Below are 8,718 nucleotides of genomic sequence, written 5' to 3'. Positions count from 1 at the left end.
ACAAATTAGTAATTATCAACAAAGTGGAACTACTCCTGCTTCGTCATTTATGAAATATTCGTTAACAGTTTATATTCCCTTCCATCAAACTTACACATGCACTTTATCGGGTTTTGTTAGAGATACTTCATCTTGGACTACATTTAATTCAAATTAACAGTTATTAAAGTATTATAGATTCTTACTTTTTGCATTTTGGCACTTCCAGTTGGGCATGACAGATTTCCGGATCTGATAGTTTCGAATGTAAGCACTGTAAATCGCATACCATAGGAAGCGACACGCCTTTCTAAATCATGAAGACCATCTCTTCAAAAGGTGGTCTTCAAACAATAGTGTGAGTATTTTTGAAAGTATCTTTTTATTCAGGTTCGGGTAAGTGAAAAATGACGTATATGCCTTAAAAAGATGTTCTTCAACCATGCGGGTATAGGGTTGGGAGGTAGTTTGAATAATGACAGGAAGCTCAATGATCTACGATTTCTCTCTTGTTTTCCCGATGATCTTTTACATTGGATGTTTTGCATTCCTTGCTTACTTCATGGTAAATGCTATACGGTTTTTAAAACGTAAAGACTTACATGATAAAGAACTATTACAAAAAATGGATGAACTAATAAAATGTCACAATCAACTATCTGACAAAAAAATCAATTAAGTGATAATTTTATTGATTTTTTGTGTGATCTGTCTCTGTGCTACCACAGGGGGAAATGTCGGATACAGAATAGTTTTTACATGTCTAATTGGGGATGATAAATCATATGGGTAATACTCTCTTAAAAAGAATTCTAGTGGTTATAGGCATTTTTCTGATGGTATATATTATATTCATAATTACGACCACACTTTTGATTAGAAGCTAATAGCAAAAGCCCTCTCTGAAATTGGAATAGAGGGCTTTTGCCTCACTCAAAAACCGAATGAAACCTTTGTCCGATTGTACGTAAGGGTTAGCGAAAAGCTTTACATATTGATTAACGAGTTTTATCTTAGTCAAGAAAACCAGTAAATCAGTTAAAATGAAATAAATTGTCAGATGTGCAAGAAGTGAGGCGAGGAATAACTTGATCTTAATTAATGAGACCGTCTGCAAACAAATAGCCTATAACAGACAAAAACGTAAGTTAACCCAAGTTGAGTTAGCTACTAATGTTGGAATGAACCTCAAACATCTCCTAAAAATAGAAGCTGGATCAAAAATCCCTCGTATAAATGAGCTTGTGCAATTAGCGGCTGGGCTAGATATCTCGATCGATGAATTGGTTAATAATGTTTCTACTACCCCATAATGTCCATATCTTGACGATGAGAATGTCCTGGATTTGACAGACAGAGAGACCAAAGTATGATTGTCAGTCCGTCAGTCGGTCTTCTTCTCTTTCTAAGGCATTTAAACGGCTTGTCATTGACAAGCGTGTATACACGTGGCTTCGAAGACAGTAGCTACACCTTGCGGCAAGTCGACCGTCAATGTCCAAATAGTGTGGTAAAATGGCCAAATCAGGCCGTCAGCCCCCTTTTTAACCTGAAAATATGAAAATGTGGACATTATAGCCCGTCATAACATTTATCAAAAATCGCTTAAACACAGCTATTGGACAGTAATTGTCAAAAACTCTGCACATAGCAATACCTGTTTAGAACTGGGATAATAACCTCAAGACTAATTGAGGAGGAATTATCCATGACTCTTGACGAGCAGTCCAGGATCAGACGCCAGCAGGTAAACGCTTACCGTGCTTCCGGCCAAACGGCTGCTGCATGGTGCTCAGAAAACAACCTAAGCATCAATACACTCCGATACTGGTTGACTAAGTGCAACCGCGAGGACAAAGCTGACCTTAAACAAGAAGCCTTTATTGAGTTGAAGCAACCCTCCGTCAAGGAAGTTCCGATCATTGTTAAGATTGGGACGGTTTCCATCGAGCTGTATTCAGGCTTTCAAGCGGAGACTCCCGCAGGTGGAATACGCAGAATTGCTTTTTAGAACTGTCCCCAGTGCTGTCCTTTCAGTAGATAAGTATCGAAAGATATTTAGATGGAATAAAATAGCCGAGGAGATAACGGGTTATACTGCAGCAGAAATTATGGAAAAAGAATGCTCAATGGTATTGCATGGAGTAGGTGAGGCTGGTTGCGCGATGTGTCTCAAGGTTATCGACTCACCATTGATCAATGAGAAGTGTGAAGTTATAACGAAAGATGGTCAAATCAGGCATGTTTTAAAGAGTGTAGCTGTACTAAAAGATGAGCTCGGTAAAATTAGCGAGAGAATGGAGTGTTTTGAAGATATTACAGGGATGATTGATATGGAGGCAGAGCTTAGGGAAAGTAAAGAAGGGTATGCTGCAATTGTAAATAATGCTCCCCAGATCGTAGTTATTCATAGAAAGGGTATTGTTGAATTTGTGAATGATGTCGGCATAGAAGTTTTGGGGTATAAAGAAGATGAATTCATAGATCGCCATATGAAGGGTTTTACGACAAAAGATTTGTTTGGGTGCGTTAACGCAATTTTAATAGAACAAATAAGGGGAGACGCTTGTCTCTCCTGTGAAATAGAACTTATTAAAAAGTCTGGTGAAATTATCAATGTGCTTTTAAAGGGTACAGAGATAACCTATGAACGCTAAAAGGCTTTGCTTTCGGTAATGATGGATATTACCGAAAGCAAACAGTTAAACGCAAAGCTGCGAGCGAGCGAAGAGAAATTCAGGCAGCTTGCTGAAACGATCAATGAGATTTTCCTCATTACTGACATGGAAAAAAATTGTCTACGTCAGTCCGGCCTATGAAAGAATCAGTGGTATGTCTTGTCAGAGTCTGCTGGATAATCCCCATGCATTGGTCGAGTTAGTTCATCCGGTTGATCGTAAGAGGATGCGTACTTCTTTTCCCCAGAGTTTTCGGAATGTGAACGAAGCTACAAACGAGGAGTTTAGAATTATTAGACTAGATGGAGAAATGCGGTGGCTTTGGCTTCAGAGCTATCCTGTAAAGGATGAAGCGAACAATAGCCCGCTGAAAGCGACTAGTATCGTTGATATAACCGACCGGAAGAAGATTGAAAACAAGCTCCGGGAGAGAGAGACAAACCCAGATAGAGCTTTTGTTGGCGGCGCGGGTGCAGCAGGATTCCCTACCCCATCCTTTTGTTGGAGACAAGGTGCGTGTTAGTACGATCTTTGAGCCCTATAGTATTGTCAGCGGGGACCTCTTCAACTACAAGTGGTTTGAAGGGCAAAATAAACTGTGCGGATACATTATTGATGTGTGTGGACATGGTGTAGCTACAGCCATGCAAACCTCTACATTTAAAATGATGCTGGATAACGTTCTACTTACTGGGGAGAAGATCGAAGAGGGCACCCTTGAGATAATAAACCAGAAAATCATGCAATATTTATATGAAGGTTCTTTTGTAGCCCTGCTGTACTTCGAATTTGATCTACAAGCTTCCGTGCTTAAACTTATTTCCGCGGGTATAACTTTATTTTTAGCTGCTAAATCGCATGAGTGTTCCTTAGTCCCTATATCTGGTTGCTATCTCGGTCTAATTGATGATCCTGATATTGAAATGGTGACAATACCACTTAAAGCAGGAGAAATATATTGCATGATGAGTGATGGGGCTTCTGATTTAATAGAATTACATGGAATAAGTAAGCAGGGAAGTTTTACGGAATATATGAATTGGCTTGCGAAATTGGCGGAATGTCCTGAAAGGAAGGATGATTTTTCCGTTGTTTGCATAGAGATCCTCCAGGAAAACAAGGAGACAACCGTGCTGGATATACAAAATGATGGGGATCTTGGACGTGCTCACGCAATTATTAGTGAATTTTTGGAACGGAACGTGCCAATCCACGCACTCACGCTAGAGGTTGCCATCAACGAAGCGATGAACAATGGTTTATATTCGAGTTGGCGAGTTCACGTCAAAATAAGGCGGATGGGTGCGAAGCTTATCATTAGGGTTAAAGACGATGGCCCGGGTTTTAATGTGATTGCTGTTAACGCCCAACTAAAAAAGGACAGGCATGAAGAAGAGTATGATGAACTGTTGGAGGCTGAAGGAGGACGTGGAATTCTGCTTATGAGAATGTTTTGTGACAAAGTTATATATAACGCCAAGGGCAACGAAGTATTCTTGATAAAGAAGATCTAACTTCCATATTCGACAAATATTTACCTATTAATGGATAATTTCTTCTTGCCATTTCAGCAAGAAAGCAATAAAATTCTTCTTGAGAATGACATATCAGGAGGAATACCAGTGGAAAAGAAACTTTTGAAAAGAATAGAGGAGTTACGTAAGAAACTCAATAAATTTGCTCTAACTCGGGACCTTATTGATAGTGAGGTTGTTGAGGTTAGCCAGCAGTTGGATAGTTTACTTAACCAATATCAGAGGCTTGTTTCTTATCAACAACTAAGCTTTTGGTAAGAGACCCATATAGTGGCGCAACGACGTAGTGGTACGATTTTACCTAATTTTTGGGTAAATCGTACCACTTTTTTATGTATCTTAAGGGACTGTATGTGCTTTTATTTGATCCAGGGATTATAATAGAGGAATGGTTTAGGGGGTAATAATAATGAACTATATTATATTTGATTTAGAATTTAATATGTTTTTTCGATTTAAAGAAGGTGATTTAGCTAATCCCGATCTGAAAAACGAAATAATTCAGATAGGAGCAGTAAAATTAAATGATAAATTAGAGACCATTAGTGAATTCAATTCTCTAATAAAGCCCGTTATTTATAAGAGATTGAATCCCTATGTTAAGAGAAAAACTAATATAAATACGAGTCAGGTTGTCCCGAGAAGACCTTTTGTGGAAACAATTAAGAGCTTTAATACATGGATGGGAAATGACGCGGTTTTATGCTCTTGGGGACAGGACGACATTTTAGGACTAAGAGAAAATTGTTTATTTTTTGGTTTTGATGCTTTATTCTTTGACAAGTTTATTAATATTCAACAAATTTATATGAAGTTTAGAGGCCTAACCAAGCAACCGAGTTTAGAAAGTGCAGTGGAAGGCCTAGAGATTGAAAAGAGTTTACCCTTTCACGATGCCTTAAGTGATGCCGTCTACACATGTGACATCTTCCGAAAGGTCTATGATGATAGGACTGATGCAATCATTAACTGGGAAAAAGTGCAAATTGAAAATGAGTTAAAAATTATAGAGCTCAAGAGTTTACTAACTCAATCGGATATGCGGTGTCCAGAATGTGAGGGATTGGTACAGAAACATGAGGAAGTAACCAAAACTAAAAAGTATTTTGCGTTTGGTTTCTGTACAGAGTGTAATATTCCCATACGGCATGTTTCAAGAATCACAAATAAAAACGGTGAGTATAGTATTGTTTCCATCAATGCTATTAATAAAAGGGATGAAGTGTCAGAGTAGGATTTGAGATGTGAGCTAGTTTAGTTGAAGTTCTATCGGTGGGAATCAGGTTTGAGTTTCGGCAACAGCGGAACAAAGATGAGCCCAGATAGAATAAGGAGCATTCCTAATCCCAGAGTTTTCAAGTCTGTTAGGCCAGATTTAAGAACCCAGATGGAATAACCAGCGGCGAGTGCTGCAATGAGGCCTTCGGTAAACCGTTTGGATGTACTGACCCTTTCGTAACTTTCTCCTTTAAGGGTGAGCACTAAGGAATAGATCGCTGCAAATAAATACGGAACTAGATTAGCTAGAGTGGCTATGACAATCATGGTGTTAAAGGCGTTGGCAATCGAATCCGAAAGGGTAGAAATTAAGAATATCTGTGTTAATCCATTGGTGACCCAGGCAGCACGTACAGGGGCACCATTTTTATTTTCTTTTACAAACCAGAGGGGGAAAAGATTAAGTTTTGCCGATTGATAAGGCACTTCCACACTTAATAAGATCCAGCCCACTGCAGCTCCGATCATGGACAAGACACCTAAGACGGCCATGACGAAGGACCCTGTTGGTCCAATGATATGAGTCAGGACATCGACAAGCGGTTTGTCGGCGGTCATGAGTTCTTGTTGAGGTAAAGCACCCATGGCAAAGATCGTAATCAGTAAATAGATGGCTAAACTAATAAAGAGTCCAACTATGGTTGCACGTTTAACATCATGAAGGTTTTTGGCTCGGCCAGATAGCCAAACAGCAGATTCAATTCCGACGAAGGCCCACAAAGTAAGCAGTGCACCTTGGTTCATTTGTTCGTAAAGCCCAAGGTGTTCCCCAGTCTTGAGTATTTTTTCTGCTACAAAAGGGTGTAAATATTGTGTTTGGAAGACGATTAAGACCACTGCGATGAAAAAGACAAAGCCTACAATTTTGGCAACGGTTGCTACAAAATTAATTTTGCTAACCTCATGAGTTCCGCGGTACATTAAAAAGTGTATTATCCAGAGTATGGCGGACGAAATGATAAATGTCAGGAAGTTTCCTAGGAGAAGATCAAAGGAACCGAAGCTAACCATGAGTTGTTTACTTTGAATTACCGGAAGAAAATACGTAAGATACCCAATCAGTGTAATTAAAATAGCAGCATTTCCGGGGGAGTTGGAAGTCCAATAACCCCAAGAAATTTCAAAGCCCATAATTTGCCCGAGTTTCGTCTTGTTGTTAAACAATTCACGGGTGTAACTGGGCGGGCCACCTAGCAAATCAGGTTTGCGTTCTGATAATTGCCCAAAGACAAGCGCAAGCATGAGAACACCGAATCCGGTTAAGAGCCAGGCCAGCATGGCTCCAGCTGGCGACGCAACATTTGCCAAAGATTGGGGGAGCATGAAGATGGCGGAACCGACCATGTTCCCGGCAACTAAAGCGGTTAATAACCAAAAACCTAATTTTTTGTCTCCCATGTTGATACATACCCCTCTGTCGTTTAATGCTTTAATATGCTAAAGTGGAACTTAGATGAAAACCTTTATCAGACTACCAACTTGGCGCTATATTGTCAATTGGAAATTACTACTGTCGCGGAGATGAAACTTGCTCAATGGCAAGCTTTTAATAAATCAATAAGCTAGTATACAAAAAAGCTTGCCAAATACGCGCTAATTGTTTATACTATGCCTAGAAAATTTAAAATTACAGGTGCCTCACTTAAGAGGAGAATAGGGAAGTCGGTGTAAGTCCGGCGCGGTCCCGCCACTGTAAACGGGGAGCAAGAAGTATAACCACGGGGTAGTTCCCGGAAGGTGCTTCAGATGATGTTGATCCGTAAGCCAGGAGACCTGCCTGTAGTTAAGCCCAAGCCTACCTTGTCGAAGAACCAAGAGTAGCGTGGATGAGATCATGGAAAAGTCTCTAGTCACTGTGTGATTAGAGACTTTTTTTATTTTTACCACTGCAGAATGTTCTTTTCAAGGTAATGACTTCAAATAGAGAAAGGAGAGTAATGGTGTTGACATTAATGGAAATGGCCCAAAAGGGTCGAGAAATCCCACTTTTTACAATGGTTGCCCAAAATGAACGGATGAACGTCCAGCTTCTCATGGAACGGGTTGCCACTGGCCAAATTGTTATACCCTATAACAACCATCACCAGCCCACAAAACCACAAGGATTTGGGCTCGGCCTAAGTACGAAGGTTAGTGCCAGTCTTGGCCTAGCCGCTGACGAGGATAGATTAGATGATGAACTATTTAAAGTAGATGAGGCCATCAGGGCAGGAACCCATGCCATCATGGATTTGAGCACAGCCGGTGATATGGACGAGGCACGGAGGGCAATTATCAAAAAAGTACCGTTACCCATGGGTTCTCTACCCATTTATCAGGCATTTGCAGAAGCTGTTCGCACGAAAGGTTCCGCCTTAGCACTTGAACCAGAAGATTTTTTTCGGGTTATGGAACGTCAAGCCGCTGATGGAGTGGATTTTATGGGTTTGCATTGTGCCCTGCATTCTGGATTATTAACAACCGCCAAGGATGATCAGCGGATACTTAATTTGGTGAGCCGAGGCGGGTCTTTACTCATTGGCTGGATGCTTTATCATGGCAAGGAAAATTTTTTATACACAATGTTTGACCGCATCCTTGAAATTGCTAAAAAATACGAAGTTACTTTAAGTTTGGCAGATGCTATGCGACCCGGTGCAGGGGCCGATTCAATGTGTCGTTCGCAGATAGAAGAGCTTGTCATTTTAGGTGAGTTGGTTAAGCGTAGCAGACAAGCAGGAGTTCAAATCATGATTAAGGGACCCGGTCACACCCCACCAAATCAAATTGCTACGACCATTCAGTTAGAAAAACAAGTATGTCAGGGTGCTCCATATTTTGTCTTCGGTCCGGTATCAACGGATGTAGCACCAGGCTATGACGAAATTACGGCTGCTATCGGTGGAGCCATGGCCGGTTCTGCTGGAGCAGATCTGCTCTGCTACGTAACACCAGCAGAACATATAGGGTTGCCAAATGCGCAGGATGTCTATCGGGGAGTAGTGGCTTCACGTATTGCGGCTCACGTGGCCGATCTAGCAAAAGGGTATCCAGGAGCAGAGTACTGGGACCGAAAAATGAGTCAAGCACGACGGGATCAGAATCTAGAAGCCCAGAAAACGTTAGCGTTAGATCAGGAAAGACTTTCGGATTTCCACTCGAACGAAAAACCCTTCTGCAAAAAATGTGAAAAGGGTTGCGCCATGGCAGTTGCCGGTGAGTACTTTCAAGAACTACCGTGGGAGTGCTAAATCGAGGTTCGAGGTACG

General features: G+C 40.8%; 9 protein-coding genes and 1 riboswitch. Of the genes, 8 read left to right on the top strand and 1 reads right to left on the bottom strand.

The genetic code is table 11. The annotated features are described in order from the left end of the window. The first annotated feature begins 1,067 nt into the window (after positions 1 to 1,067). The 7 genes from DSOL_RS18400 to DSOL_RS18370 all read left to right on the top strand — a co-directional run bounded on the left by DSOL_RS18400 (position 1,068) and on the right by DSOL_RS18370 (position 5,426). On the top strand, positions 1,068 to 1,292 hold the full coding sequence (locus DSOL_RS18400) for a helix-turn-helix domain-containing protein (protein WP_075366271.1): 225 nt from the start codon (positions 1,068 to 1,070) through the stop codon (positions 1,290 to 1,292). 395 nt (positions 1,293 to 1,687) lie between these two features. After that, complete coding sequence (tnpA, locus tag DSOL_RS28085) at positions 1,688 to 1,990, top strand: IS66 family insertion sequence element accessory protein TnpA (protein WP_075366270.1); 303 nt, start codon at positions 1,688 to 1,690, stop codon at positions 1,988 to 1,990. After that, on the top strand, positions 1,965 to 2,636 hold the full coding sequence (locus DSOL_RS18390; RefSeq protein ID WP_170871555.1) for a PAS domain-containing protein: 672 nt from the start codon (positions 1,965 to 1,967) through the stop codon (positions 2,634 to 2,636). Before tnpA ends, DSOL_RS18390 begins: the two co-directional genes overlap by 26 nt. Before the next feature lie 88 nt (positions 2,637 to 2,724). Continuing rightward, on the top strand, positions 2,725 to 3,180 hold the full coding sequence (locus tag DSOL_RS18385) for a PAS domain-containing protein (protein WP_075366268.1): 456 nt from the start codon (positions 2,725 to 2,727) through the stop codon (positions 3,178 to 3,180). Next, complete coding sequence (locus DSOL_RS18380) at positions 3,128 to 4,171, top strand: ATP-binding SpoIIE family protein phosphatase (RefSeq protein WP_170871554.1); 1,044 nt, start codon at positions 3,128 to 3,130, stop codon at positions 4,169 to 4,171. Before DSOL_RS18385 ends, DSOL_RS18380 begins: the two co-directional genes overlap by 53 nt. 108 nt (positions 4,172 to 4,279) lie before the next feature. Continuing rightward, positions 4,280 to 4,450 (top strand): aspartyl-phosphate phosphatase Spo0E family protein, encoded by a 171-nt coding sequence (locus tag DSOL_RS18375; RefSeq protein ID WP_075366266.1) that lies wholly within the window; start codon positions 4,280 to 4,282, stop codon positions 4,448 to 4,450. Positions 4,451 to 4,601: 151 nt separating this feature from the next. After that, entirely contained in the window at positions 4,602 to 5,426 is an 825-nt protein-coding gene (locus tag DSOL_RS18370; RefSeq protein WP_075366265.1) for a 3'-5' exonuclease, read from the top strand. A 32-nt stretch (positions 5,427 to 5,458) separates the two neighbouring features. Here DSOL_RS18370 and DSOL_RS18365 read toward each other — a convergent pair whose 3' ends face one another. Then, positions 5,459 to 6,868, bottom strand: a complete 1,410-nt coding sequence (locus DSOL_RS18365; protein WP_075366264.1) for an amino acid permease — start codon at positions 6,866 to 6,868, stop codon at positions 5,459 to 5,461. 216 nt (positions 6,869 to 7,084) lie between these two features. Continuing rightward, positions 7,085 to 7,265: riboswitch (cobalamin riboswitch) on the top strand. A 157-nt stretch (positions 7,266 to 7,422) separates the two neighbouring features. Here DSOL_RS18365 and thiC point away from each other — a divergent pair. Then, a complete protein-coding gene (thiC, locus tag DSOL_RS18360; protein WP_235838886.1) occupies positions 7,423 to 8,700 on the top strand; it encodes a phosphomethylpyrimidine synthase ThiC in 1,278 nt (425 codons plus the stop codon). Positions 8,701 to 8,718: the final 18 nt, after the last annotated feature.

The organism is Desulfosporosinus metallidurans (assembly GCF_001936615.1).
Classification (GTDB): domain Bacteria; phylum Bacillota; class Desulfitobacteriia; order Desulfitobacteriales; family Desulfitobacteriaceae; genus Desulfosporosinus; species Desulfosporosinus metallidurans.
Note: the sequence above shows the minus strand (reverse complement) of the source record. Positions and strands in the feature narration are given on the sequence as shown.